The sequence below is a fragment of the Mariniphaga sediminis genome (genome assembly GCF_003573545.1).
GTDB lineage: Bacteria > Bacteroidota > Bacteroidia > Bacteroidales > Prolixibacteraceae > Mariniphaga > Mariniphaga sediminis.
Genome location: NZ_QWET01000014.1, coordinates 31045 through 57456 on the forward strand (window position 1 = coordinate 31045; position 26412 = coordinate 57456).

16 protein-coding genes are annotated in these 26412 nt (G+C 41.6%); all 16 read right to left on the reverse strand.

Annotated features, from left to right (window positions below; genetic code table 11):
- Nucleotides 1-18 precede the first annotated feature (18 nt).
- The 16 genes from D1164_RS16720 to D1164_RS16795 all read right to left on the reverse strand — a co-directional run bounded on the left by D1164_RS16720 (nt 19) and on the right by D1164_RS16795 (nt 26321).
- The gene (locus D1164_RS16720) at nt 19-2169 is read right to left on the reverse strand and encodes a Sip1-related alpha-galactosidase (RefSeq protein ID WP_172594496.1); all 2151 of its coding nucleotides are present in this window, start codon (nt 2167-2169) and stop codon (nt 19-21) included.
- Between the two features lie 119 nt (nt 2170-2288).
- Nucleotides 2289-3428 carry a family 43 glycosylhydrolase gene (locus D1164_RS16725; RefSeq protein ID WP_119351043.1) on the reverse strand — a complete coding sequence of 380 codons (1140 nt, stop codon included), beginning with the start codon at nt 3426-3428 and terminating at the stop codon, nt 2289-2291.
- 107 nt (nt 3429-3535) lie between these two features.
- Nucleotides 3536-6274 carry a glycosyl hydrolase family 95 catalytic domain-containing protein gene (locus D1164_RS16730; protein WP_172594497.1) on the reverse strand — a complete coding sequence of 913 codons (2739 nt, stop codon included), beginning with the start codon at nt 6272-6274 and terminating at the stop codon, nt 3536-3538.
- A gap of 166 nt (nt 6275-6440) precedes the next feature.
- Nucleotides 6441-9026 (reverse strand): glycoside hydrolase family 95 protein, encoded by a 2586-nt coding sequence (locus D1164_RS16735; RefSeq protein WP_172594498.1) that lies wholly within the window; start codon nt 9024-9026, stop codon nt 6441-6443.
- 69 nt (nt 9027-9095) lie between these two features.
- Complete coding sequence (locus tag D1164_RS16740) at nt 9096-10454, reverse strand: dihydrolipoamide acetyltransferase family protein (RefSeq protein WP_119351110.1); 1359 nt, start codon at nt 10452-10454, stop codon at nt 9096-9098.
- A 75-nt stretch (nt 10455-10529) separates the two neighbouring features.
- Entirely contained in the window at nt 10530-12704 is a 2175-nt protein-coding gene (locus D1164_RS16745; RefSeq protein ID WP_119351046.1) for a dehydrogenase E1 component subunit alpha/beta, read from the reverse strand.
- Between the two features lie 5 nt (nt 12705-12709).
- The gene (locus tag D1164_RS16750) at nt 12710-14164 is read right to left on the reverse strand and encodes an aldehyde dehydrogenase family protein (RefSeq protein WP_119351047.1); all 1455 of its coding nucleotides are present in this window, start codon (nt 14162-14164) and stop codon (nt 12710-12712) included.
- 4 nt (nt 14165-14168) lie between these two features.
- Nucleotides 14169-14606: a VOC family protein gene (locus D1164_RS16755; protein ID WP_119351048.1), complete on the reverse strand. Its 438-nt coding sequence runs from the start codon at nt 14604-14606 to the stop codon at nt 14169-14171.
- 22 nt (nt 14607-14628) lie between these two features.
- Complete coding sequence (locus tag D1164_RS16760) at nt 14629-15390, reverse strand: SDR family NAD(P)-dependent oxidoreductase (protein WP_119351049.1); 762 nt, start codon at nt 15388-15390, stop codon at nt 14629-14631.
- Between the two features lie 26 nt (nt 15391-15416).
- Nucleotides 15417-16343 (reverse strand): amidohydrolase family protein, encoded by a 927-nt coding sequence (locus D1164_RS16765; RefSeq protein ID WP_119351050.1) that lies wholly within the window; start codon nt 16341-16343, stop codon nt 15417-15419.
- A gap of 14 nt (nt 16344-16357) precedes the next feature.
- On the reverse strand, nt 16358-17110 hold the full coding sequence (locus D1164_RS16770; RefSeq protein ID WP_119351051.1) for an SDR family NAD(P)-dependent oxidoreductase: 753 nt from the start codon (nt 17108-17110) through the stop codon (nt 16358-16360).
- Between the two features lie 12 nt (nt 17111-17122).
- Complete coding sequence (locus D1164_RS16775; RefSeq protein WP_206611044.1) at nt 17123-18799, reverse strand: sodium:solute symporter; 1677 nt, start codon at nt 18797-18799, stop codon at nt 17123-17125.
- A gap of 98 nt (nt 18800-18897) precedes the next feature.
- A complete protein-coding gene (locus D1164_RS16780; RefSeq protein ID WP_172594499.1) occupies nt 18898-20367 on the reverse strand; it encodes a family 10 glycosylhydrolase in 1470 nt (489 codons plus the stop codon).
- A gap of 313 nt (nt 20368-20680) precedes the next feature.
- On the reverse strand, nt 20681-21169 hold the full coding sequence (locus tag D1164_RS16785; protein ID WP_206611045.1) for an L-rhamnose mutarotase: 489 nt from the start codon (nt 21167-21169) through the stop codon (nt 20681-20683).
- A 230-nt stretch (nt 21170-21399) separates the two neighbouring features.
- A complete protein-coding gene (locus tag D1164_RS16790) occupies nt 21400-22923 on the reverse strand; it encodes a RagB/SusD family nutrient uptake outer membrane protein (protein ID WP_119351053.1) in 1524 nt (507 codons plus the stop codon).
- Nucleotides 22924-22934: 11 nt separating this feature from the next.
- The gene (locus D1164_RS16795) at nt 22935-26321 is read right to left on the reverse strand and encodes a TonB-dependent receptor (protein WP_119351054.1); all 3387 of its coding nucleotides are present in this window, start codon (nt 26319-26321) and stop codon (nt 22935-22937) included.
- Nucleotides 26322-26412 lie beyond the last annotated feature (91 nt).

Consider the following 26412-nt stretch of genomic DNA (forward strand, 5'->3'; position numbering starts at 1 on the left):
ATGAACCATTTATATATTTTACCATAATATTTCAATCTCAGGATGTACGCCTGAATTTTTCTGCAAAACATCCAATATAAGTATTTGATCAAGGTATCTAAATTCAAAAATCAATTCCCCGTCTACTTTTATTTGTTTTGGTTTTGTTTCAACAAATGCTTTGAAAGTTCCACCTTCGTATACCTTAACTTTTACTGACCTCCCATTTTTATTTTCAGCTAAAATTGTTGCCGGAGCATTGTATTTGTTGGTCAGCCCAATTGCAGCAAAACCATCTGTTACAGGGATAACATAAAAAAGTTTAAATCCCATCCTAAGCAGCTCAATATTGATTTTTGTTTCTCTCCTTATCATTCTTACTTTATTAGAAAAGTATTCATATAGTAAAAAATCTTTGCCATTAATTTCGTTGATATCAGCCACTTTGATGTGCCCCGCAACTTTATCGGCATCGGCAGCATTCCACACTGCCAGTAATCCTTTATTGCCAACCTTTGAGAAGGCTTTAAACGGCACTTCATCCTGAACAGTAAACAGACAGTCTTCTGTAGGAAGAAGCGAAGTTTGAGACCTGATGATTTTTCCATCAGCATAAATCAAAGGAGTAAGCACATCGAAATTCTGTTTCCCTACATTATCAGTAATATAAATGGGACCATTGTTCAGTGCCCGGGCAATGGCATGAAATACGGCATTTGGATTGTGAGATTGAAACATATCCAGATCGGGAAATACCATTTGTGAAAAATAGATCGAATTATATAGTGCTTGAACTATATGTGCAGCAGCATTTCCATGTACAAGATTGTAGTTTTCTTCTGGTTTATATGGGACATAATCCTCAACACACCTTGCCACGGCAGTTTCCCCAAAATTTAAGTATGCCTGAGGTGTCATGTCCATACAATGAATAATTGCATTATCAAAATTATCTTTCACTGATTTATTCATTGCTTCGTATATTGATTCTGAAAACTGAAAAACAGGATAATTACCAATAGCCATAAGTTCCGTTATTAATTGGTAGTCTACTTTTACAAAATCAATCCCCTGACTTCTAAAATATTTGTGCCAACTTTCATAAAAAGCCAACAAAGAATCACTTTCGGGTCTAATAAAATAAAAGGGACATAAAAGGGAATCCTTGATTTCTGTGTTTTCCTTATGCTTCCACGAAAACATTTCTGATCGATATCGTTTACCAAGTTCAGATATAGAATCAATCCCATGCCAGTAACCATTTATTGTATGCCAAACTCCAATATACTTTATACGAAAATCTTTTTTCAAATTGTCAACAACCATATGAAACCCGTTTGGAAATTTTTCTTTTGGGGGCTCCAACGATGTCAACATAAGTTCCCTATGTTGAATCCACCCATCATCAATCAAAATCCAACCTAAAGGGAAGTTGTTCTCACAAAATGATTTTGCTGCATCAATCAACAGGTCTTCATTAAGTTTCTTACCGTAATTAGAGGAATTCCAGGAACACCAGCCTATATAATTGAATGGTTCAGGAAGTATTTTTTTAGCCTGTATATTTTCCCCTTTTCCCATCGATTCAAGGGCAACACGGTAAATCCTGCTAAAAAGTTCAAACGGATTTTCCCCAAATGCAATTGCAATACATGGAATATCTTTATCCTGATAATGGCTTTTATATGTTAATGCTTTACATCCCCACCTGTTATTGTCATTTCCTAAAGTACTGCGATATCCATTGCCACTCAATGGTAAGGCAGCACCATATAAACCATCAGAATGTTTCCAGTAATAAAATTGTATATCTGATTCAGCCATTTGTCCCAAAGGATCAATACGGATGGGCTTTGTCCATGATAAATAGGGGCCATAGCGCCATAATGAAATACCTGTTTGGTAATCATTTATTTTATCGAAAAAAACACCAACAAACTCATCACCTTTTATAAATCGCTGATTATCTGCTCGGATTGATAAAAGAAGAACGCTATCTTTTTCTACTGATTGTATGATAGAAGGAGCCCCAGGGGGAGACCCCTGGAATATTGGGACACCTCCTGATATTCGTTCTTTCCCTTCGTATAAAACATGGATAGCCCCCTGCCTGGTAATCAAATCTATTTTTTGCGGATTTGCCTTAAGACCGAATAATAATAACAATAAAATTATTGTAAGTTTCTCCACTCGAATGATATTAATATAATGCATTTAATGTTTAAAATGATTTGGTTATTAAATAGAGAGAAACAGATACTTTAAAACACAATGGTTTTTGCTGTAATTTTATAACCGATTTTTAAATATTACTCTAATTCATCTAAAGTCCATTCATCCCTCCAATTTACTTGTACCGATTTGCTTTTCCTGTCTATATCCAGAGGCAACCAGATATGCTTGATTTCCTGAAGATCGAGAATATCTCCACCCGATACTTCATTGTATTTGCCTGAGATAAAAATAAATTTCCCAGGGCAATTTACTAATGGAAACACATGGGCAACCTGAGATTCAAACGTGGTTTCCTCATTTTTACCTCTGGCAAATTTACCTCTGGGCTCCCATGGCCCCCATATATTATCCGAAGTAAAATAAGTATTACTATTCGCCTGATATCCGGTCAGCTGCGATTCAAAAATATAATAGGTATTATTATCCTTTATCATTGCCGGAGCCTCCCCTTCAACTCCTTCCATCAATGCCCCTTTCAACACAGAGGTATAATCATCGCTTAATTCATAAATATAATTAGCGCCATGGCCAACAATAAGATAGGCTCTGTTGTCTTCGTCTTTGAAAAGTTCCATATCCCATCCTCTTATTCGTTCCGGCGAGTCTCTCTTTCCTGTTAATTTTTCACTATCCCATATATCTTCGGTTAAGTTTGGTGCATTTTTCCATTTCAATTTCCCTTTAAATTCAAAAGGTCCAACCGGAGAATCAGATATTGCATAAACCACATCGTTAATGGTTAAAAAATCAGGACTCAGTAAAACACCCATCAAAATATATTTACCTGTCATATCATTTTTGATAATGTTAACACGCCCAATTAAATTCAATGGTTGGAGAAGGCTCTGAGGTTCGAAACTTGTCTCATTTAAAACTATATTCTTAAGCTTCCAGTTATATAAATCAGTTGAGGAATAAATTGATATTCCCGTGTTAAAATTCCATGTAAATGGTTGATTTGGAAATGAACCTCTTGGAATTGTTGGTCCCCCAATATAATTTTGCCCAACCCAGTAATAAACACCATCATCGTAAAATACACTGCCAAAATGAGATTGAATGGGAACTCCGTCTTCATCAGTCCAAAGTTGACCAGGCTTAAACCTTGAATACTTTTCTGTTGTGGAAGTTTTATCCTCTCGCTTGCAATTTGCAGATAAATGAAAAAAACATAAAATTAGTAGACAAACGATAATCAAATTTTTCCTTTTCATAATGATTTCTTTTCTATTTAAACTCTTACTATTTTATTCAGACCAAGTTTCTTTATTTATAATCTTTCCCATTAAAAGGGAAAAGACTATAATCATCCTGTTTATTGTCAAAACATCCTTGGTATCCCCAACTGTGTTTTACCGGAAGGATGGTATTTTACTTTTTCATTGGATTGTGGTTTTTCCGACTCAACAGTCCACGACCGGAGGCTTTCTTCTTCCTGGGTAAACACAATAACTTCACCTGCTTTTGTCTTTACCTCTGTTATTTCCCCGCTAACTGTTTTAACCCTTTTTTTCAGGGTTGACCGGACAAAAGCTTCACTCCAGGGTAATTCCAACCGGCACGGGTTCCCAAGTAAACTTTTAACAGACACCCATTGTACCTCCCCTTCCCTGATTTCGGCAGAGACAACAAAACCTCCAACAGCATGGAGTGTAAACCGCCCGGTTTTATCATCAGGGAATGCCGGGAAAACCCGCAGAATACCATCATAACTTTGAAGCAACGATTCGTTCATTGCCGTTGACAATACCGACATGGACTCCATCGACATGTGGCGGAATGGCCACATACGCAACGGGAGCTTTTCATCGCTATTTATATCCTTTACAGTATTTGTTTTAAAAAACAGTTCTGCGTCCTCATTGATTAAGCCTTCCATCCCCCAATGCCCCCAGCCATTGCAGTATATTTGCCACCGCGAAGGAAAATTATCTAAATCAACAGCCAATTCTTCGGAGAGCCCCAAACGTGCCAAAACTATTGGGACAGGATCCCAGCCCGTGCACTCAGTGCCGTATAAAAGTGTGGTGGCTGTCATAACATCAAACAAGTTGCTATCTTTTTGCGACAGCCCGACCAATCCGGATGGAAAAACAGGAGAGTTAGGGACAGCCGGGAAAATCCCATCAAGGAGTTTTAATCCGTTTCTTTTACTTCGGATTGAATAGGCAGGACTGTCTTCCGAAAAAAACGAATAGGCGGGATCGTCTGTGTCAAAATATGTAGCCAGCCATTTTTTTTCTTTGATACCCCAACCAGCCGAAACAATATCATCAGTTGAGACAGAAGCCCCTTTGAAAATACCTTGGGCAATATTCAACTTTTCTTTTCCCCGGGCAATTAACCCTTTACTCGCTTTTACAACCGGAAGAGGGGCTAAATTCCCCAATATATCTTCCCACATTTTTACTTCAGGCAAATTAGCCCCGGCTACTTTCACAGCCTCCAAAGCCGTTGAGAACAATACTTCTGCATACACCAGTTCTGTAAGTCCATCCTTTAGCCTTATCCATCCTTCATACCCAGTCCCTTCTTTAGCATGGTACAATCCGTCATCCTCCTTAACCAAAAGCGATTCAAAAAAACGGGCGGCTTCCAGAATAAATGGAAGGGCTTGTTTTTCCAGGAATTTTTTATCCCCTGTATACTGGTATTGCCGCCAAAAATCAAGGGCAATTTCTGCTACGGGTGTATGGTTAAGCAATGTATGTGGCGAATTATACCCATTCCTGTTGGTTACATCCGAGATAAAAGCCCCCCCGGAATCAAAGAATTTTTTCGCATCCTTTTTTGCCTGTGGTAATGAATTGAACCTGAAATCGAGGTATGGAGTTACCAGTTCGTGGAATCCGGCTGCATTCAACGGCCAGCATAACTGCTGCTGGTTCCAGTGGAAATAAAAATTCCAGTTTTGTACATCGTGGCTCCAGCCCCACAATCCATTGTTAAAACGCCCGGGGTATTTACCACCCTGCGAAGCATTGGCGTAATACATGGTAAGATACCACAGGTTATTCAGGTAATCATCTCCATAATCCATAAACGACCTGTCCCAAATAGTCTTCCAGGCTTCTGTATTGGATTTACGGAACGGTTCAACCCCTTTTTGCTTTATAGAAAAGAGAGATTCTTTTACTTCGATAACCGGATTGTCAATGCCGGGAGAGGTAACAACGAAGGCAAACTGCACATTCTTCTTACTATTCCCGGATAGCCGGGTTAAAACCCTCCGTGAATGTTCGCGGGAATAACTTACTTCCAGCCCGTTATCCCGGATGACAGTCCCTCCAACTGCAAATGTCCCACTTGAGAGCTTTTGAGTTATAAAAATACTTTCATCTCCTGCAAACGAATCCGTCCCGGATAACCCGATAGCAGCATCCCTGTTTATTTGGTGATACCACCCTGAAAAGGTCCGGGAACCATACCTTTCAACAGCAACCTCCACAGGTACGTCTTCGTTTAAATCACTATTCAGTTCATAAAAAAGGGTTCCGGTTTTATGGTCGATAAATGCCTTTAGCCCTACTTCCCCAAACGGGCTGGCCGCTTCCATTGTCATGGAAGCATCAGCCAGGTTGAGCCGGGCATTAAAACCGGATAAGTAAAGGGTATTAAAAACCGGGAACTGAAAATCGATAATTATCCGACAGGCATGCCGCTGGGTAGTATACTGATCACAATTTTCATTTCCCCAGTTATCAAGGGTATCTGGTTTTGCATCGTCCCACAAATCGCTTTTATTGACTACTGCAATTATTTTTGAACCTTCGCACCAAAAAAGGGCAGCAATTTCTCCATTGCCCAGAGGGATGCCCTGCATGGGGTCAATCGGCGGGCTTTTATAAACCAGGTCATATTGTGATACAACCCCGGGCCAGGATATGTCCCAATCTGCTGCCTGAGGATCAAATGCAGTACTTATTCCCGCTTTCCTGTCCGGAACAAAAGTGTCACCCCCTTTAGCAACATCTGACTTAATAGCCAGCTGTGCTGATAATGAGGAGTGGTTAAAACATATACAAAGTATAGCGAAAAAGATAAAAATGTTTTTTTTCATGTGTTTAATTTTTTTATTAATTAAGGCAACACATGGAATTTGCATTCGATTTTAATCATTTCGTTTTGTGTAAATTCCATGCTCATTTCATATTAGATAACTTCTACCAAAAATCTTATTAAGAAATTAATACGCCTTTCAATAATATTGCAGGGACATTGTTTTTCTAAAATACTAACTGATATTCTTTTCCCTTTTCCGTTTCAAAGCTTATAATTCCTTTTTCATTATCCCTTTTGAATTTCACATCTTTCCCCTCTGATGTAATTCTGATGTTATTGAATCCATTGTCTTTAAACTGACATTGTTTCCCACTTACCGAAATAATATTTGCTGAATTAATTTTTCCCTGGTTCCAATTCAAACCAACCTCAAATCCGCCTCTTGCCCTTAATCCTTTCACTTCTCCATTGGGAAGGGCGGATGGAAGCGCCGGAAGAAACTTTAATAAATGTTGCCGATCCTGAAAAATCATCTCGATAATTGATGATGCCAATCCAATATTCGCTTCAACCTGGAATAATTTAATCCCTTCAAACCAGGCAAGTCCTCCTTTCCCCCCCCAGTCATTACAAGTAATCAGCAGGTTATCCAATACATGAATGGGGAGCATACTCTTCAATTGTCCATAAGCTTCATCTCCCCTGTAAAGCCTTGCCAAAATCTGAGCATCCCAAACATATGTTAGTGATTGAGTCATTTTAACTCCGTAATCATGCCTCTTTTTTAATGCCAGGTAAGCGGCCTCAGCATAATCTGGCGTATTTTCAAAAGAAATACGGTCGCCAGGGCTTAACCCGACAAACTGTGATCTGTGCCTGTGCCCCGGATCGCCAGGGATATGGTCTTCCAGCCACTCAGTCAGATAACCATCATCATGAATTTTCGGGAGAGGCACTTTTTCAAGGATGTTAGTCCACTTGTTAAGTACCCCTTGTTCAACCTTTAAAAGATTGCCTGCTTCAATCAGGTGCGTAAAAAGGTCCCTGATTAATTCCAAATCCATTGTAGAAGCAGACGAAAGGAAACTATAAGTACCCCCTCTTCCTGCGATAGGCATTTCAGGCGATGTACTCAATGAAGGGATTAAAAAACCTTCTTCATTTTCAAACAAAAAGTCTTCATAAAAATCACCTATTTCTAACATGAAGGGGTATAACCGTTCTTTCAGGAATTCCTGGTCACAGCTATACTCCCAATGCTGCCATAGCAACTGGGCAATCCAGGCCGCACCTCCCGACCAGTAAAAACCGATATTATCGACATTGCCAATATTGTTATAATCACAGGTAGGAGGGAAATAAATACCGTCACATCCGTATAAATCCTTTGCAGCTATCCTCCCCTGGGGAATAAGTTCTTCGACCCAATCCATTAGTGGCTCCATCAGATCTCCCAAACTAACCATATCTAAAGGCCAGTAACACATTTCAACATTGAGATCCAGATGGTAATCACAATCCCAGGCGGGCCTCCTGTCCTGGTTCCAGATACCCTGGAGGTTAATTGGAGCTTTTGCAGGTTGCCCTTCCGGCTGAGGGCGTCCGCTACAAATTGCAAGGTATCTGGACATATTAAACATTTTCGCCAGTAAAGAGTGGGATACCGTATTACTATCAATCGATTCTTTCAATAATGAGTCTGTGGCAACCATCGGGTCGTCTACCCCAAGCTCCAATGAAACACGCCTGTACAATTCCTGGTGACTGGCAATATGTTTTTCTTTTAAAACCTCGTAGCTGGGATTCACATTTTCAAGCCTTTCATAACATTTTTCTACCAGATTTTTCCCGTTTTCAACTTCATCATCCACAGTAATGGCTAAAAAAATTAAAACTTCATCCGAAGAATCAAAAAAAGTTGAGGCTCCTTTATTCTCCGGAGATTCCTGATTTTGCCGGTATATGTATTTTAACCCGAAACTTTTCTCCGGCATTTCTACGCCTGCCTGCTGATATTCTTTTTTGCCGGCGGTTAACCGTCCCCCCCGCTGTATTATTTGTGCAACAACCGCAAACTTCTTCCCCTCTTCAAATTGTCCTTCCATAATTACCTTGTCCAAATCTGAATACCCTGTAACCCTGCATTCAGGGTCGGCCAGCCTCGACAATGATATTTCCCCTGTCAATGCCGCTGCTTTATTGGCAGACAAGCGTACTACCATAATCCCTTCCGGCCACGAACAAAATGTTTCTCTTTTATACTTTACGCCCCCTGAGTTATAGCTGACTTCCACGATCCCCTTGTCCATATCCAACATCCGGACATAATCTGAGACCTTGCTTCCCTGATTATTCATATGGATATACATATCCCCTGCAGGGACGTAAGGGTTTACATAAATGGGCTTCCCTGTAACAGCAATTTTTTGTGTCGCCAGGGCCTCAGCCTCATTCCATTCATTTTGAAGGCAATGATCCCTTATTTTTTCAATATCTTCGGCTGTGTTATGTTTCTGGTATGTCCAGTATTGCCTCCACAGCAAGTCATGGTTTAATGCTATTCGTTCACGATGAGGCACGCCAAGTACCATCCCTCCAATCCTTCCGTTCCCTACCGGGTATCCTTCCGACCATTCGGAAGCAAATGCTTCTGACCATATCCGGGAATTGGGGAAATACCCTTCAAATTCACTTTTACCTCTTACTTCACCGGCCTTCCTGCTTTCATGATTGTGTTTCTTACTTTGTTTCTCTGTCCCCGGGGAACAACTCAATAAAACAAGAAAAGCTATAATTAGCATTTTATTCATGTTCATAGATATTTAGTATTAATTTACACTTAATTATTGTAGCTCACACTATTAACAGAACTATATTCCTTAAAGCAAATAATCGTTTATATTTTCAATCTGTTCTTTCATCTCACGCAGGAATAAAGTTGCCTCGCCACCATCCAAAGCCTGATGGTTGTATGTGAGCGACAAACCCACCATGGGAACAAAACCATAGACACCCTCTCCCAAATCCCCGGGACGCAGCGTTACAGCGCACACTCCCAGAATAGCCGATTGGGGCAGATTGATAATGGGAGTAAACATTTCCACGCCGTAATTGCCAAGGTTTGAAACGGTAAATGTTGCAGCTTCAGGTTCCAACAGTTCCGGATTAATACTTCCTTTCCGGCATTGTGCGGCCAGCGTACTTATTCTGGATGAAAGTCCCCTAACGGAGAGGTCGTCTGCATTCCGGACAACAGGTACCATTAACCCGCGTTCCGTATCAACAGCAATTCCCAAATGGATTTTTTTAAACCAACGCATACTTTCACCCAGAAAGTGGGTATTGACCTGCGGCCATTTTCCCAAAGCCCTGATAACAGCATAACAAACCAGGTCATTGATGGTAATATTTTCCGGGTTCCTTCCGTCTACGAAATCTTTTTTCAATTGTTTGCGAACAGACAATATATTCCTTGCATCTGCACTCATGTGGTGGGTTAGTTGTGCCGAGTTTTGTAAGGACGTATGCATTGTTTTAGCTATCAATCCGCGGACCCGGCTAATCTTTTTCTCTTCATAGTCATTTCCGTAAAACAGATTATACGGAACAGAATCTTTCCCCCGGCCAATGCTCATCTCAGCTTCCCTGTTTCCGGGTTCCGGGACAAAACTTTCCGGTGTTGTATGTGCCTGTTTCCTGGATTGTTTAGGTCCGGATTTCATAATTGCTTCAATGTCTTTTGCTATAATGCGGCCATTGGGTCCTGTACCATTTATCTTTTCATAAGAAACTCCCGACTTTTTGGCAATTGCTTTGGCAAGAGGGGATATTTTTATTCGTACTTCCTCTCCGGGAAAAAGAAATTCATCGTTTTCCATGGTTCCCTTTAGAGCTTTATTCTCCTGCGTTTCAGCTTCATTAACTTCTGCTTGAAATGATTCATTTTTATTCCGGGCCTCACGAGTTTCCCCAGCCGGGCGAAATTCATCTGTATTTTCGCCTTTCTTTCCGATAACAGCAATATTGGTCAGCACAGGGACTTCATCCCCCTCCCTGTAAAAAACAGCCAGTAATTCACCATCTGCTTTTGCTTCTTCTTCAAAAGTGGCTTTATCTGTTTCATACGAAAACAGGATGTCGCCTGTTTTCACCTGCTCACCAACCTGCCTGTACCATTCTCCCAATATGCAACTCTCCACTGATTGCCCCTGGCGGGGCATAATTACCGGTACTGCCATACTATCTTTTTTTCTGTCTAATTTTTTGTTCAACAAATCCTGAAAATCACATTTCTATTCAGGGTAAAGTGCATTTTACACCTGCCTCCGTGCTACTCTAAAAATCATATTCCGGACCTGGGTTATACCAGGAAGACATTCTTCTTCAAGCGGTTTCGAAACAGGAGGAGGAATATCCAGGCCATTGACCAATGCGATGGGACTGTCCAGATAGTCAAAAAAACGCATTTGGCATTCGTATGCAATCGCCTTTCCTATTCCCAGGCTTTTAGCTGCCTGTTCCACAACAAGGATAGCACCGGTCTTCTTCAGCGATTGTCCTATCAGTTCATAATCAATATCCGCGGGACTTACCGTTCGCAAATCAATAATTTCTGTCTCAATTCCCTCTTTTACCAGCTCTTCTGCTGCTTCCGCACATAATTTTATTCCGGAAGAATAACTTAAAACAGTTACATCGCTCCCAGAACGGATTACATTAGCTTTCCCCATCTTTACGAAGTAATCCAGGTTACCTGCAGGAATATCAAATTTTTGCGGGTAAAGTTTGTTGTGTTCCAGCAACAAAACCGGGTCGGTAGATCTTATGGCAGAATTGAAAAGCCCGACATAATCAAATGCATTGGAAGGGGCAATAATACGCCATCCACTGAACAGGGAATAAAGACCCACCGGATCCATGGAGTGTTGCCCTCCATAACCACAGCCGGTGGCAATTCTAATCCTCACTACAACGGGCATGTGGGTTGTATTGCCATACATATGCCGCAACTTACCAATCTGGTTAAATAACTGATCTGCAGCGACCAGTGTAAAATCCGCAAACATAATCTCGACAACAGGATACAGGCCATCCATTGCCGCCCCACCGGCAAGACCGGTGAAACCCGCCTCTGAAATGGGGGTATTCAATACCCTGTCCGGATATTTCTGAAATAACCCTTTGGTTGCCCCGTACGGACCTCCACCAAAATGGGCGACTTCTTCGCCCAGGACAAAAACATTATTGTCTTTTTCCATATTTCTGCCCGTTACGGCAGCAATGGCATCCGAATAAATTATTTCTTCAAACGTTTTAAAATCCTCCTTTTCTCTAAAAAGAATATCATTAAATTCTGTCCCTTCACTTCTTAGTCCGTCTTCTACTTTCTTTATGTCTGGCCAAAGCCCGTCTTTTACAATAAAGTTTTTGCCTTCCAGAATAGTACAATGATCCACAGCGGCTTGTACAATTCCATTTGATTTTTCTTTGATTTGTTCTATTTGCTCATCACTGAGAAGGTTATACTCTGCCAGTTTATCAGGATAAGCAGTGTAGGGGTCTTTTTTTCTCCACTTCTCTTCTTCCTCTTTGGTCCGGTATCCGAAATTGCTTCCTGAGACTGGTCCGGCATGGTGTGGAAACCGGTAACACTTTGCCTCTATCAGAACGGGCTTTTTTACTTTTTCGATTATTTCTTTTGCTTCATTTACCGCAAGCATTACGGCTAAAGGATCCATTCCGTCAACAATCCTGCTGACACACCGGTAGGCACTTCCTTTTTGGGCCAGGTCATCCATTCCTGCTGCTGCTTTTACAGAAGTCCCTACAGCATATTGGTTGTTTTCGATAACATAAATAATGGGTAACTCCCATATCCCTGCAAGGTTTATCGCTTCATGGAATGCCCCCTGATGTACCGCGCCATCGCCCAGAAAACAGACGGTTACCTCCTTTTTTTTATTAAATTTAGAGGCAAATGCAGCGCCCGTTGCCAGAGGGACACCTCCTGCCACGATAGCATTACTCCCAATAAACCCAATTTCCTTATTCCTTAAATGCATGGAACCTCCACGTCCTCCACAGCACCCAACAGACAAGCCCATTACTTCTCCCAGAAGTTGTGTTACCCCTTCAGTTAATGTTTCAGGAATTTTATCCTTTAAAATATTAAAACCGGCAGAAAAATAAGAACCAATTAATTTTGCCAGGTAATGATGATGGGCCCTGTGTGTAGAAGCTATCTTGTCTGTTGGGTTTAAAACAGACATTGCCCCGGCAGCACAGGCTTCCTGTCCAATACTGGTATGGACAGGACCGTGAATACACCCACCATCTGCAAGGGTTAGCAACATATTCTCAAATTCCCTGATAAGAAAGATTTCAAAGGCCATGCCTGCAAGAAGGTTTGAGTCTGTCCCTTCATAATCATTTTGGGAAACAATTATCTTTTTGTAATCCAGTTCTGGTGTTACTTTTAAAAATTTCATCCTGCTTACGGATTATTTTTTATATAAATGACTTTATGCTCTGTAAAAAATTCTATCCCTGTGTGCCCGGCTTCCGGGATACCGAAACCGGATAATTTCACTCCTCCGAAACTAAGCTGCGGTTCTTTATAGGCTGTTGACATATTCACATGGGTCATCCCAACATCTGTTTGTTCAATGAACATGTGGGCTTTTTGCAGGTCGTTGGTAAATATGGAAGAGGAAAGACCGTATTTAACACTATTGGCAACGGCAATGGCCTGTTCAAAATCAGCAACAGCCATGACAGAAAGCACCGGACCAAAAATCTCTTCCCGGGCAATATACATATCCGGTGTTACCTCCGTGAAGATTGTAGGCTCAATGAAACAACCGTTTTTATAATCACCAGTTTCCAACCGGTTTCCTCCGTAGAGTATTTTTGCCCCTTCTGACTTCCCTTTTTCAATATCCTCCAATACACTTTTCAATTGAGCTTCTCCGCAAACGGGTCCCATCCCTGCATTTGAAACGGCCCCGTTCCCGACTCTGATTTTTTTCACATTCTCCATCAACATTGACAAGAATTCTTCTAAAACAGACTGCTCAACAATGACCCTGCTTGTGGAAGTACACCATTGCCCGGAACAGGCAAATGCAGCCCGGGAAGCTTCTTTGGCAGCTTTTTTCAAGGCAGCGTCGCTTAATACGACCATGGCATTTTTCCCTCCCATTTCCAGCTGTGTCCTGACAAGGTTTTCTGCAACAGCTTTTTGAATACCCATACCGACATTAGTGGATCCCGTAAAACTAATTGCCTTTACATTTGGGGAAGTTACAAGGGCATTCCCTGCAACGGAACCATTTCCTGTAACAAAATTCAACACCCCTTCAGGTAAACCGGCATCTTCAAACAACCTGACAAACGCTGCCCCTGTCCCGGGAGTGAGGTATGCCGGCTTTAGCACACAGGTATTTCCGGAAATCAGGGCCGGAACACATTTCCTGGCCGGTACATTGAATGGAAAATTCCAGGGGGCAATTACACCGACAACGCCCAAAGGCCTTCTTATGCTGTAGGCCATTACTCCTTCCTGTGCCGAAGGAACGACTTCTCCCGGACGGTAAAGCCCCTCATTTATCTGGAAATCCATTTCCTTAATGGCTGAGTTAATTTCTGTTTTGGACTCTGCCAGGGTTTTCCCGTTTTCTGCCGTTAAAATTTCAGCAATTTTGTTTGCCCTCTCACGCATCAGTGTCAAGGCAACTTTTAAATACTCAGCCCGCTTATAAATGGTAAGGCTGCTCCAGTTTTTAAAAGCCTGTTGTGCCGAATCAACTGCATTCTTAACATCTTTGACACCGGATTCCTGCCATATCCCTGTTACAATGGTCAAATCAGCCGGGTTCTTCTGTGGATAGGTTTTCCCTTCAACAGAGGGCACCCATCTTCCGTTTATAAAATTATTATGTATATCCATGCTCTTACTTTTTAAAATTATTACGCTCCCTTATCTCACAAACTTCACCATCCGGCCCCCTGAAATAGGCAACCCAGACACCTGGACGAAACTCAACAGGTTTTCCCAGAAACGTGATATTATGTTGTTCTAATTTTTTTAGCAGTTCATGAAAGCCTGTCACTTCAAGACCTATATGGGTTATTCCAACATCATACTGTTTCATTTCCCATGCACTATTTTTACCCGGGGGCTGAACGTACTGAAACAACTCGAGGAACGCACTGCCTGATGACAGGTGGACTATCCGGCACTTCGCTTCGGTTTCTCCTATGACAAGACCAATCCGGTCATCTTCCATGTCAAGCTCCATTATTACTTCCATCCCCAGTAAATCCCTGTAAAATTCCAGGGACTTTTGCATATCTGATACGCTGACAGCGCAATGTAATCCGTAAATCATCCAATCTCTTTTTAAATTCAACCTAATAACCAAGAGTCACACCTCCATCTATATTAAAGACGGAACCTGTTATAAAAGCAGCCTCGTCACTGGCAAGGAATGCAGCCAGGTAACCGCATTCCTCTATTGTACCAATCCGGCCAAGGGGATGCTGTCCAAATATATATTTCCTTGCACCCTCAGGGTCTTGTTGCTGATTGAACCAGTCATCTACCAACGGAGTTTGTATCCATCCGGGACAAATCACATTAACCCGGATACCGTCCGGTGCAAAATCAATGGCCATATTCTTTGTCATGGCAATCTGCCCCCCTTTTGTAGCAGAATAAGCCACTGCATTGGGCTGGCCGACCAAACCCACCATGCTACTGATGTTTATGATGTTACCTTTTGTTTTCTGCAGGTGCGGGATGGCATATTTTGAGCACAGGAAAGTACTCCTGAGGTTGGTGTTCTGAATAAATTCCCACTCATCTTCGGATGTGGCAAGCGCATCTTTTGAGAGGTGATAACCTACATTGTTTACAAGAATATCGATTTTCCCAAAAGCTTCAACTGTTTTATTTATCATTCTGCGGATCTCCGAGCTGTTAGTCATATCTGTTTTAATAAATAGTGACCGGCCTTCTTCTGTACCTAATTCATGGGCCATCCTGCTTCCGGCTTTTTCGTCCCGGCAAACAATTACGACCTTTGCCCCTTCCTTGTGGAAAACTTTTGCTATACCTTCTCCTATTCCCTTGCTCGAACCCGTGATAATTACGACCTTTCCTTTTAACCTCATTATTCCTTTGTTTTAATTTCTATGCATTAAAATTCCGTTATCAGCGTTGCCGGCTTTTTTTTCCTGGCTGAATAGCTGAACCTGTAAAGCCGGGCGGCATTCCCTCCTAAAAACAGGTTCCTTTCTTCCTGTGAAAAAAAATCACACCCGTACCGGGCAAAATCCAGGCTTTGACGGTAGGTGAAATCTACCATCGTCCTGGGGTAGTCTGACCCCCACATAATCTTATCGGCACCTACAGCTTTTACTGCCTGTTTGATTTTTAACTGTGCGGTGTGGAAAGGAGGACCCTCCCGGCGGAATAACCAAATAATGCCCCCACATTCGATATACACATTTTTATACTTCGCCAACCGCACCTGATGCATCCAGTCTTTTCTGCCCGCCATCCCAAAATGGCCGACTGCAACCTTCAGTCCAGGTAGCCTTTTTAATACCCGTTTCATTTCAGGAACCTGGATACTACCTTCGGCAAGGTCGATGGATAGCACCATCTCCCTTTCATACATTTGCTCCCATACAAACTGTAACTCAGGTTGATCAAGCCTGACCGGCTTTTCTAAAAAAGGGAGAGACATCGCCGGGCATTTTATCCCTTTAAAGCCCATTGTAACAACTTCATTAAACTCCTGCTTAAGGTTCCCCGGATAGGTAAAATCGAGGAGGCCGTGGACAAAAAAGTGATCAGGGTATTTTTGGATGACTTGTAAAAGGTATTTATTCTGGTTTCCGTCAAGGTATTCCTGCGTGACAACTGCTTTATCGACACCTGCATCCTCCTGTGCCGCAATAACCAGTTCTACCGGATTACGGCAATTGGTAAACCATGTGGGCATTCCCTGTACTTCTTTTTCACCTACGCGGATTATCCCGTCCCTAACAGGACAGACTTCCTCTCCTCCCAACCGGCCTTTGATCTTGTCCCATAAATGAATATGTGCATCAATAATCATGTCCTTTTCCCTTTTTAATCCATTACAAACCCACCGTTTATATCCAGAATCTCACCGGTAATGTAGTCCCCGGTACCGGAAACAAGAAAGTTTACTGCCCCTGCAACATCTTCGGCACTTCCCACTCTTCCAAGGGGTATCTTATCCAAATAATTACTGCTCATCGGCCCCGATATAGCAGTTGTCATTTCTGTATTAATTACCCCCGGGCATATTGCATTGCAGAGAATACCGTACTTTGCTCCCTGCCGTGCTATGGTTTTTGTCAGGCATATAATGGCTGCTTTTGATGCAGCGTAATGGGCGCCTACCTGGAGGCCTCCTGTTTTTCCGGCTGCTGAACTGATGTTGACAATCCTGCCATACCGGTTCTGTTTCATGTAATGCATCACTGATTGTGAAAGAAAAAAGACACTTTTAAGGTTGACGGCAAGGACTCGATCCCACTCTTCTTCTTCAATTTTATCAAACTCAGTCCGGGGGCAGATTCCGGCATTGTTAACCAGAATATCCACATGTCCATACCTGGATATCAGGGATTCTACACTCTTTTTTACTTCCTGAATTTTTGAAACATCTAACCCGAAAACCATACTTCCCGGTGTATAGCCTGTTAATTGCTTTTCCAGGTCTTTCAACGCCGGCATATTAATATCCGCTGCAACAACCGTGATTCCGGAAGAAGCAAGGGCAAGAGCAATTGCCTTGCCAAGCCCTTGTGCCGCGCCTGTTACCAAAGCTGTTTTTTTATCATTCTTCAATTTCATTTCCTTATCTTTTTATCCAAATATCAAGTACAATATTGCCATTACAACCACTAATAAACCCGCCAGTAACCGCGGGTCTGTATAACCAGTCAGTTTTCCCTTTGTAATAAATGACATGGGCTTTTCTAAAGTTAATGTTGAAATGGCTTTAGGGGAAGGTGGCGGTGTAAGAAAGCTCACAACAACAAAGTTTGCTGTACATATTATAAAAAGGAATACTGCCTGCATCAGAAAATGAATGTCGCGGATGAGTTGGATTAAATATATACCGTCTCCTGATGTTTTGAAAAAGTTAATACAAAACACGACAACCCCCAAAACAAAACCGAGGACCAGGGTAGAGAATGCCGCCTGCCGGGTGCCACGCTTCCAGAATACGCCGAGAATAAAGACCGTGGCAATAGGGGGAGAAACCATGGACAAAACAGTGTTAATGGCCTCAAAGATACTGGTGAATTTACCACCCTGCGTGGACCAAAGCATTGCCAGGACCATAACAAACAAGGTACTAACCCTTCCAATAAGTAATTGACTACGCCCGGAAAGATTTGGCTTTATTCGCTTGAATATATCGATAGCCACAAGAGTACCGGAACTGTTCAGGGCAGATGATACCGTACTCATCACTGCGGCAAGGAGAGCAGCTGCGACTAAACCCCTAAGTCCCGCCGGCAATAACTGATTGATTAAAACAGGGAGGGTATCGTTGCTGTTCTCCCCAATAATATCTTTAAACAGGACATATCCCAACACTCCGGGGAAAACCATTATAAAGACCGGGAGTATTTTAAGGAAACCGGCAAAAACAGGCCCTGTCATAGCATCACGTTTCGATTTTGCCCCCAACACCCTTTGGACAATAGTCTGGTCCCCGCACCAGTACCAAATGCCGAGGATGGGATACCCCAATAAAACAGCATACCAGGTAAGACCTCCGCTGGCCTGATCGCCGGACTGAAGCATATCCAGTTGCCCGGGGCGTACAGCATGTACCAAATCGGTATATTTATGAATGCCGTGTTTGGGAAGTTCCAACAGGGCAAAAACGGTCATGATAACAGCGCCCACTAAAAGAATACTTGACTGTATGGCATCGAGCATAACGACTGATTTTAGCCCCCCAAGGACAGTATAAATCACAACAATAACCGAAATAACCAAAAGGGACAGGAAAATATTGATCCCAAAAAACTGCTCAAGGACAACAGCCCCTGCATAAAGGCTTAATCCAATATGCACCATCAGGGCGGTAAAAAGCCCCATTACTGCCAAAAATGTTCTGGATGCGCCACTATAACGCCGTTCGAGAAATTCAGGCAAAGTGGAGATTTTGTTTTTAAAGTAAAAAGGGGCGAATACCAGGCCCAGGATAATAAGAATAAAGGGAGCACCCCATTCAAAATTGCCCCATACCAAACCATCGGTATAGCCTGAAGCCGCAAGCCCTACCAAATGGATTGTCGAGATGTTGGCGGCAAACAATGAAGCGCCGATTAGCGGCCACGATAGCGAACGTCCTGCAAGAAAGTAGTTGCCCGATGTCATCTTTTCCCTTGTAGCTACATATACCCCGGTACCGAGTATTACAGCAAGGAATACAACTACAACAATAATGTCCGGCAAGCCTAATACCATTTTTTTATCTGCTAATATCCTTTCGGTTAAACCTATAAATACACTCCATCTCATTCCATTTATCTATGGACTCTGGTCATATGTGTCCCAAATCCATTTTTTCCTAGTTTCTTTGCTCTTTTGAAAAAGTGCGCATTACCTCTTCATATTTATCAATTTGTGTATCGTACATCTAATTCCAATTTTTCAATAGTAACTCGTCCTTTTTCCAGTGGATTTCTGTCATTCAATCTAAATGCAATAACATTGCTACCCTGTGCTAGCAGAACTGCCTTGATTGGGTATATTATCCAGCCATCGTTAATAATCGGTTGTTCCAGAATTACCCCGTTAATTCTTATTCGGAGTTGGCTAATAAGATCTATGGTTGGTGGTTCGTTAAAATCCCGGCTGCTAAGCCTGGCGATGCAGACTGGTTTACTAATCCGCTTTTCCCATGGCAAGTCAATTGCAGTAACATCTGAAAGAAGTATCCTTAAACTTATCTGTTCAATCTTATCTGCAGAGGTATCTATATCATCGCCTATCCTCAGGAAAATATATGCTTCCTCAGACTGATTATTTGATAATTCTTTGGGTAGTTGGGCGAAAGCACATGTATTTTTATAAAAGTACTCAGCAGTCTCAGGCCAACCACCACCGCCACGTCGTCCTGTTACAAATATTTTATCCTTGAATTTTAATGTTTCTGTACTGCCCATTTCACAAAGAGCAGTACGGCGTAATTGCTCCTGTTCCGGATTGGCTCTTGAGTCCAGGATTATTGGAACCGGATACCAGTTGAAAGCATAAATCCCGTCCGCTCCCTGTTGTATAAACGTAGAAGCTACACCACGATACAATTCAATTGAAGGTTGCTCATAGCCACTGGCACGATGGTGATCGTCCATAGAGGGATAGAGTTTAATATGCGTTCCTGCTGTCAAACGTTTGAAAGCATCCAAATCAACGTCAAAGTTTTTACACCCAAGGACAAGTATATCAACCAGGTTTTCTTCTACCCATCTTTCAACGTGAATTCCATCATAATGACAACCTTCAATATTTTCCGGTATCCGCACTGCGAGCAGAAATGGTCGTCCTCTTTTCCGGGCTCTCTCCTGTAGCATCTCTCTAACTGAGTGCATAAATTCAGTGAGATGCTCCCGGTTCTCCCACTTATGATAAAACGGCAAACACCCGTACCCGCAACGCCAATCTATTTCAATACCGTCAAAATCATAATTTTCAACTACTTCCCTTATTATTGCTAGTTTATACTCCCTAACCTCTGGTACAGCAAAATTGTAGTGATAGAATGGTGAAGGCCAAAACGGTGATGGTTGCCCCCAATGAGGATTCTTTTCGATCATAGACCACTTTATCCAACCTTCCGAAGGTAGGACAGTTCCTGCTCCTCCCAGTCCGGAATCGTTGATCCGGAAAGAATAAAACGCTTCTATCCCCTTTTTCTTACTACTTTCAATTACAATAGGTAGAGGATCCTTGCCTTGTTGTAACCATTTTTGATATTGCAGGTTGGCCGGTAATATCTTACTGGGATATGGAGCGTAATTCATTTCACCCCAACACCACCAGATACTATCTACTTGGCTTCCATCTATACCTGTAAGATATTCCATATATGCATCAACAAACTCTTTCGGCTCTAATCCCTCTACTCCGGGTAATCCCCAACCTGTATCCAGATTGACTACAATACGACGGGAGCGTTGGGCTACTGAAAGATGGTTGGAGTCTAGAATAATCTGTCCAGAAGGATGTCCTTGCAGCTCTTTTTTAATCGTCCCAAGTGTTATATTTGGGTTCAGGATCGTAATCGCTGATACTGCTGTTACTCTTTTCAAAAATGTTCTCCTTTTTGTTTCCTTCATATTATCCGACTACATTAGGGTTTCAATATTTTTCTTGTTTTTAAAAGCGTGTTAGCATGGTTTATTTTTTATACCTAAAGATTCGTTCTATTGTTTGCCACTTTTCGATGGACTCTGGATTATCTGTATCCTGAAATTTGGAAACAAGATTTTCCCATTCTTTTTGACTGGGAAGTTTCCCCATCCTCTCAAAATCTTTCTTTAGATCGAAATTCTTGACTGTTTCCAGAATCATAAATAATTTATTCCCTTGAATATAGATTTCCATATCGACTATCCCAACCTCTGCAAAGCCGGCTGTAATTTCAGGCCAGACATGTTCATGCAATTTTTTATATTCAGAAATCAGATCAGGATCATCCTTTAGATTTAAAGTAAGACAGTACCTTTTGGAAGCTGCATAATTACTTGTTGCAGCCTGCATAGATGTGATGCCTCTTACCGTATTCCTGCAATTTTTACCCCAATCGTTTGAAAGGAAAAAAACGAATTCAATAATTATCAGGATAATTATGATTGAAAATGGCAGATGTTCTGATTTGTATTTCATGGAAGCCATCTGTTTTGAATACTTTTTTACTCCATTGGGGAAACGCCTAAAGATTATCGTTTCATTTGAACTGTTAGTCCATCATCTTTATGCAAATTGTATCCTTCCATCCCGGAGCACCCTCCTCATTGAAAAGCTTTGCCTGGTGGCAGTCACACAAAACAATAATCCACACCCAAACCGGGTAGGTGTGGATTACTATTTTCTTAGATCACAGGGTACTTTATGAATTAATAACCAGGATTTTGAACAAGGTTAGGATTTTTATCCAGTTCGCTTTGTGGGAATGGCCACAGATACTGCCTGTCCTCGAATACTAAAGGTGTACCGTCAATGTCATTTATTGTCGGTAATAAAGTATGAGCAATCTTCCAGCGTTTTAAATCATCGAACCTTACACCTTCTATTCCCAGTTCAACAGCCCTTTCGTTACGGATATAATCCCTTACCAACTCCTTGGAATTGTATTTTGACTGATCTACCGGAGGCATATTCACTCCTGGCCTCGCCCGAACTTCATCAATTGCTGCATAAACACTTGCATCCGGACCACTTGCCTCATTTTTGGCTTCTGCATACATCAACAATATGTCGGCATAACGAAGGAGTACAAAATTCCAGTCGTTCAAATAAACATTAGCATAATTACCAGGGATAGTAACATCAAGATACTTTCTATTCATTACCCCTGTAGGATCGAATTGGGTTTGACTATAAAATCCTTCCCATTCTTCACCTGGTTGCCTAATGGTGTGATAAAACCGGGGATCGCGATTTGACCAGGGATCTGAAGGATCATACAAAGGCGATTCAGAAATAGGTAATCCATCTGTACATTCAAAATAATCCAGATAATTTGACCTTATAAATATATGGGCGCAATATTCAATATTATAACCATATGGAAATGCTGCATAAGGAGTAATATAATTGCATGAAAACATTATTTCCGTATTATTAGCATCATTTTGTCCCGCATTAAGAAATATATTCGGGAAATCACTGTAAAGGCTAAAATTACCTGAGTCCATGATTTGCTGCAACAGATTTGCTGCATCAGACCACTTCTCCTGAGTTAATAGTACTCTTGCTTTTATTCCCTGTGCACTGCCTTTCACCGCATGTCCGGTATAAGATTCATCAGGCAAATTTGCAATGGCAAAATCCAGGTCTTCAAGAATAAATGCATATACCTCTTCCTGGGAACTTTTAGCAACCTTTGATGCATCCGGGTTTGCAGGTGTATCCTTGTAGAGAGGAATGCCTCCAAACATCTTAGTTAGCTCAAAATAGAACATTGCCCTAAGGAATTTAATTTCCCCTTTATATGCATTTCTTTTACTTTCAGGCACACTTGTAGCGTTATCTACATTGTCAAGAAACTGGTTGCATTGTGCAATTCCTTTATAACATCCACGATAGATATTTGCTGCCCAATTACCTTCGTCACTAGCCTCAATAATGCCTCTGCTCATAGGCTGGATGGAAAACAAACTCCAATAAACAAAGCCGATATCGGTCAATCCCTCCGAATACCCCCTTTGATAATTTAGAGGTCCACCACCCCAACCATCATTGTTCAACATATCATAACAACCTGCCAATGCCATTAGCAAATCACTTTCAGTATTCCAAAATGTTTCACTCGAAACCTTGTCCAGAGGTTGCCTGTCCAAGAAATCTTTTTCACAGGAAAAGAACAGCAATAAAATAAATATGGCCCCTGAAATTTTAATTACATTATATTTTTTCATATTTTTTTATTTTAAAATTTAACATCAATCCCGGCACCCAAAGTACGTACTTGAGGATAGACAAATGCCCGCTGGGCATCTGGACCAGTTGATCTTCTTTCAGGATCCATCCCCGGATAATCTGTAAATGTGAACAGGTTGTCACCAGAAATATATACAGTGATGCCTTTTGACTTAATCCTGTCGGTTACACTTTGGGGAAGTGTATAGGATAATTTTACACTCTTAATACGCATGTACGAGGCGTCCTGTAGATCATAAGTACTCTGACCTGCACCTCCGTTATTACCTCCGTAATAGATTGCCGGAATGGTATTGCTTGGATTTGTAGGAGTCCAGGCATCCCTAAACCTGGTACTGGGCGGATCCCCTTGGTTAAATGGGTCCCATCCCCAACTCGATATCCTTGTATTCATCCCCTCAACTCCTTGCAAAAAAACAGAAAGATTAAATCCCTTCCATCCGGCATTAAAGAAAAATGAATAGGTAAAATCCGGGAACGGGGAATATGACACCCGGTCATCCGCATCCACAACACCATTTCCATCCTGATCCTTCAATTTGATAGATCCAGGAAATGGCGGATACAGTGTTTGGGTAGGAGAATTGTCAATTTCTTCCTGACTCTGGAAAATGCCAATCATTTCATAGAGGTAAAATGAATTATAAGGTAATCCTACTTCTCTAATCCCTTTTGTCGGAGTTACAATAGACAAAAGTTCATTTTTAAACGCAGAAATTATAAAATTGGCATTATATGAAAAATCGTCCACTTTATTTGCATGTCTGAGTTCTAATTCCCATCCCGTATTTTGTAATTCTCCGTCATTGGTTACTGGTCCTTTTAAACCCAGACTATTTGGGACAGGTAATGTGGCCAGTATATCATAGGTGTTTTTCTTGAATACGTCGAAAGTCAGGCCGAACAGGTTCTTAAAAAGATCCACATCCATACCGAAATTTATGACCTTAGTAGATTCCCAACTTAGATTTTTATCCGTCAAACGTGTCGATCTCACACCTACCGTTGGGCTGGATCCAAATGCATATTGGCTAAGCGAATAAATACTTTGGTAGGGATAGTTGCCAATCTCCGAATTTCCCAGTATACCCCACGAACCGCGTAACTTCAAATTATCTATCCAGGAGATATTCTTTATAAAACTTTCTTCTGATATTCTCCAGCCACCAGAAACAGAAGGAAAAACCCCCCATCTGTTATCCTCCGACACGCGTGAAGTTCCGTCATAACGGGCATTAGCTTCAAGTAAATACTTGCCTTTGTAATTATATGACAATCGACAAAAATACGATCTCAGTGCCCATTCATAAGCTGTTCCCGCAGTCGTCTGACCACTAGTACCTCCTGCATCAAGTTCCTTAAGGTATGTAATAGGAAATACATTTTTGCTTCCCTGAAGTATTTGTGTCTTCCCGGATTGTTGCTCGTAACCCAAAAGGGCATTTATGTTATGATTCGAAGCAATTGTAGTATTATACGCCAGCGTAGAATAAATCGTTGGTGTAATGGATTTCCAGTAATTATCCGTAACTCCGGTTTTTGTTGGACCATCATCACCAAGGCTTATAGTATAATCTGTCTCACCGGGAAGCTTATGGAAATAATAGTGCTCCTGTGTATTATACCCCCAGTCTTTCACGGTATTATCTGAATAGTCAACCGCGAATTTTGAAGACCATACCAATCCTTTAAATATTTCCACATCTGCATATGCCTGTGCATTAAGCCCATAGTTTTTTGTATACCTTGCACCATTGTCAAAATATGGTCCCGCAGCGTAATGCGGTTCGTTAGGATAAGCCATTCCGGCTTTCCTACCACTACCGTCAGGCAAGAACGGGCTAAAATTAGGAGCTAGCCTAATAACGGCAAGGATGGATGACTCCTCCCAGCCAGGAGGCTCATGATTATCCTTAAACACCATACCTATGTTGGTTCCTATTTTAATTGCTTTGTTTAACTGGCTGTCAAAATTTAACTGAGCGTTGTATCTTTTGTAATTGATGTTATTTGTAACGATACCATCTGTATTTAAATAGTTCAACGAGAACTTATAGGAGGTTTTATCTGTTACATTGGAAATGCTCAGATAGTTATTAATAGTAGGAGCTGAATGGAAGTAATAATCCATCCAGTTAAAATTCGGATATTCAGGGTCATTGTTAGCATTGGCATATGCATCAATCATATCCTGAGTATATAAAGGAGTTAGTCCAACCCTCTCATAGGCAGTATTATACATTTCCATATACTCTGCTGAATTATAAATAAGATCTGGCAATCTCGTAGCAGATTGAGATCCCATATCCAATTTATATTCAATAACAAACCCTTTTGTCTTGGCTTTTTTTGTAGTTACCAGAATAACCCCGTTGGCAGCCCTGGCACCGTATATTGAAGCAGATGCAGCATCTTTCAGTACGGTTATGTTTTCAATATCATTTGGAGAGAGGTTGGTAATCGAACCTGTCACACCATCTACCAGAACCAAGGGGCTTGAAGAGGCGCCAAAAGAGCCCATACCCCTTATTTCCATTGCACCATCATCCCTTCCGGGTTGTCCTCCCGGTTGAGTAACCCGCAACCCTGCAACCCTGCCCTGCAATATATTCGCAGCACTGGTCGTCGCAGCTCTCGATTCTATTGCCGTAATACCTACTGATGAAACAGACCCTGTAAGGTTTGCTTTTTTCTGCACACCATAACCAATAGCCACAACCTCTTCTAAACCAATGGATTCCTCGACCATTATTACATTAATATTGGTTTTACCTGCAACCAGTATTTCCCGAGTTCTCATCCCTACAAAAGAAAACACCATCGCAGCATTATCCGGAATATTGGCCAGAGAGTATTCTCCATCCGCATTCGTTACCGTTCCCTGGGTGGTGCCTTGAACCACTACTGTTACACCAGGCAGCGGCTGCCCATCAGAATCTGTAACTTTGCCGGAAACCGATTTTTGCTGGAATGCACGAACAGCATCTGCTCCTAACGGCCCCGCCTGTAAATCTTTGGGACTAAGCAGTATCAAAAAGTCGCGCATAACTTTGTAGCCAATATCCTTGCCTGCAAACATTTCATCCAGGATTTGTTCTACAGTAGCATCATTGACTTTAATGCTTACGCTGCGATTTACATCTACCTGCTCGTTCTGATAAAAAAAACGGAACTTGCTGCTATCTTCTATCCTTTTGAGGACGTCCACCACTTTCATGTTTTCCACATGAAAAGTAAATTTGGTAGACTGGGAATAAACCGTTGCAGAAACCTGCATCAGACAGACAAAATAAATAATCGTCGTTAGTTTCATTACTCGTCCAATTTTTCGCCAATCCCGATCAACCGGGATTCGGCCATGTTCATTTTTTTTCATACATTTAAGCGTTTTTTAAATTAAACATTTGGTGTATCAGCACCATTTATTAAATCGTATAAGCCGGTTGATGTGACAGCATTTTCCGGCT

Bases quoted from the DNA above. Each gene is read 5' to 3' on its own strand.
- D1164_RS16760 (WP_119351049.1), bottom strand. From the start codon at position 15,390: ATGAGGTTAAAAGGAAAGGTCGTAATTATCACGGGTTCGAGCAAGGGA.
- D1164_RS16725 (WP_119351043.1), bottom strand. From the start codon at position 3,428: ATGAAAAGGAAAAATTTGATTATCGTTTGTCTACTAATTTTATGTTTT.
- D1164_RS16795 (WP_119351054.1), bottom strand. From the start codon at position 26,321: ATGAAAAAAAATGAACATGGCCGAATCCCGGTTGATCGGGATTGGCGA.
- D1164_RS16775 (WP_206611044.1), bottom strand. From the start codon at position 18,799: ATGAGATGGAGTGTATTTATAGGTTTAACCGAAAGGATATTAGCAGAT.
- D1164_RS16790 (WP_119351053.1), bottom strand. From the start codon at position 22,923: ATGAAAAAATATAATGTAATTAAAATTTCAGGGGCCATATTTATTTTA.
- D1164_RS16780 (WP_172594499.1), bottom strand. From the start codon at position 20,367: ATGGAATATCTTACAGGTATAGATGGAAGCCAAGTAGATAGTATCTGG.
- D1164_RS16750 (WP_119351047.1), bottom strand. From the start codon at position 14,164: ATGGATATACATAATAATTTTATAAACGGAAGATGGGTGCCCTCTGTT.
- D1164_RS16735 (WP_172594498.1), bottom strand. From the start codon at position 9,026: ATGAATAAAATGCTAATTATAGCTTTTCTTGTTTTATTGAGTTGTTCC.
- D1164_RS16745 (WP_119351046.1), bottom strand. From the start codon at position 12,704: ATGAAATTTTTAAAAGTAACACCAGAACTGGATTACAAAAAGATAATT.
- D1164_RS16765 (WP_119351050.1), bottom strand. From the start codon at position 16,343: ATGATTATTGATGCACATATTCATTTATGGGACAAGATCAAAGGCCGG.
- D1164_RS16730 (WP_172594497.1), bottom strand. From the start codon at position 6,274: ATGAAAAAAAACATTTTTATCTTTTTCGCTATACTTTGTATATGTTTT.
- D1164_RS16755 (WP_119351048.1), bottom strand. From the start codon at position 14,606: ATGATTTACGGATTACATTGCGCTGTCAGCGTATCAGATATGCAAAAG.
- D1164_RS16785 (WP_206611045.1), bottom strand. From the start codon at position 21,169: ATGAAATACAAATCAGAACATCTGCCATTTTCAATCATAATTATCCTG.
- D1164_RS16770 (WP_119351051.1), bottom strand. From the start codon at position 17,110: ATGAAATTGAAGAATGATAAAAAAACAGCTTTGGTAACAGGCGCGGCA.
- D1164_RS16740 (WP_119351110.1), bottom strand. From the start codon at position 10,454: ATGGCAGTACCGGTAATTATGCCCCGCCAGGGGCAATCAGTGGAGAGT.